The organism is Bacillus cereus group sp. Bc010 (assembly GCF_027716745.1).
GTDB lineage: Bacteria > Bacillota > Bacilli > Bacillales > Bacillaceae_G > Bacillus_A > Bacillus_A pacificus.
In genome coordinates this window covers 1-1956 of the sequence record NZ_JAQFUY010000094.1, presented here as the reverse complement: position 1 = coordinate 1956, position 1956 = coordinate 1, and the positions used below count along the sequence as shown (strand labels likewise).

Below are 1956 nucleotides of genomic sequence, written 5' to 3'. Positions count from 1 at the left end.
TAGGGGTAGCGTCAGGAAAATGCGGATTTACAACGTTAAGGAATTCAATATAAAAAAGCCTAATTTCTCGGTGTTGCAAGAGCTTAGGCCTTTTTAAAAAACTATAAATACCGTTTGAATTAATATTAGGATCCATCTTGGTACTTCAACTTTCCGGAGTTAACTAAATTAACTTTAACTTTTAAATTCTTTATACTGTGTTCATTTAAGTAAAACGAGTCTGTTTTTACTTCTTCTTTCCATTTTCTTGGATTCTGACGGTATAATGATTCACCTAATTTGTAGATATCTGCATTTATTTCTATTCCTTTTTCAAAGGATTTTAGAATTTCTAATTTGATAATATCTTCAGTTTTTGTAATCAACTCTTTATCACTAATTTCCTTGATCTTCTCATTTATTCCAGCTTGAACTTCAACTCGAATATTAAAAAGTATGGGCTTACTACTCATAATAGGGGAAATTGTAATCTTAGGTTTCTCTATCACTACGGAAACAACAGCGCTATCATTCTCAATAATCCACACAGGAGATCGAACGTTTTTTTCATCCATCCATCTTAGACCGTTTAAATCAGTCTCAGAAAGCCATCCTTCTAGGCGATTATTCCTTACAAAGAACGCTCCATCATTTCTTAATAATGGTGCTTTTTTGGATTCTTCTTTCCAATTTTCTGTTGAAATTTTAAGTGATGGGATATAAGCAGTTTGCCCCATCGGATCACTATCTCTAATAAATTGATAAAATTGTTTAGGTTGTATGTAAGACCGTTGTTTATACCTTTCCTTTGGTTCATGGAGAATGGTAGACAACCCCGATAATGTAAAAAAGGCTTTTGTTTTAAGTATATCATCAATGGGTTCCTTTGTAGCGTATAAGAGAATATTATAGCGTATTTCTCGGTACCGATTAATAAAATCAATAGAGTCTTTAATATCTTGTCTGAGCAGTCTTTCGCTTAATATTATTGTAGATACATGTCCCCAAAAAAGTCTTTGTTGAGCATCCTTATATAATTGATTTAATGCTTCCGTAATGGTAAAACCTTCACCTCTTCCTATCCACACTGGTGGTTGTTTATCAGGTCTAGCCCCCTCTAACTTAGCAACGTTAGAAAAGTCAAGTAACTGAGCATAAGCTATATATTTTCCTTCTTTAAAATCTATACCAAGAGCTGCAACATAATAAATATCTTGAACTTCTTTAATATTCCAACATCCAGATAACATTGCACTAGTGATAAGCATCATAATTATTAGTTTTATTTTGTGCAGCTTCACTGTTTTCCTTCTCCTTCGTCCGTTTTAGAACTATCATTGGTTCGGAGATAATCAACTCTATGTCTATAACTTCTCCACGGTAAACGAAACAATCCCTTGAAAAAATCTGAACTAGATTTTGGGAAAACTAAAGCTAAGTAAGGGATTCCAAAGGAACGTAATCTTGAGATATAAAGAACGATTACGAATCCGGCAAGCATAAATCCATATAACCCCATCAAAATTGAACATAATAGTACAAACCCTCTGAGTATGGATACTGCTCCTGCTAATATTTGGTTTACTAAGGTATATCCCGCAATAGCAGATAAAGCAGTAATAACAATGACAGAAGGGGAGATAAAACCCGAACGGATTGCAGCATCCCCAATGATTAGTCCGCCTACCACTGAAAGGGTTTGACCAAGGGGGGAGGGTAATCTTTGACCGGCTTCACGGAACATCTCAAAAAGGAACAAAACAATTATAAGCTCAAGTGGTGCTGGAAATGGTAGACCTGATCTTGCAACAGTCACAGTCGCAAGAAGAGGGAAAGGAATTTGATCTTGGTGATAAGCAAGTAATGCCATCCAAAATCCGGGTAGGAAGACAGCTAAAAGAAATCCTATCCACCGATAAAAGCGTGCAAATGATACAGTTAGAAAATTAAAGTGGGAATCTTCTGCAGCTTTTATTA

At 35.2% G+C, this 1956-nt stretch carries 2 protein-coding genes; both read right to left on the bottom strand.

Translation table 11 applies throughout. The annotated features are described in order from the left end of the window. Positions 1-125 precede the first annotated feature (125 nt). Positions 126-1280, bottom strand: coding sequence for a Ger(x)C family spore germination protein (locus PDQ68_RS28510; RefSeq protein WP_000766211.1), 1155 nt, complete (start codon positions 1278-1280; stop codon positions 126-128). Beyond that, a complete protein-coding gene (locus PDQ68_RS28505; protein WP_232289191.1) occupies positions 1277-1954 on the bottom strand; it encodes a spore germination protein in 678 nt (225 codons plus the stop codon). Before PDQ68_RS28505 ends, PDQ68_RS28510 begins: the two co-directional genes overlap by 4 nt. Positions 1955-1956 lie beyond the last annotated feature (2 nt).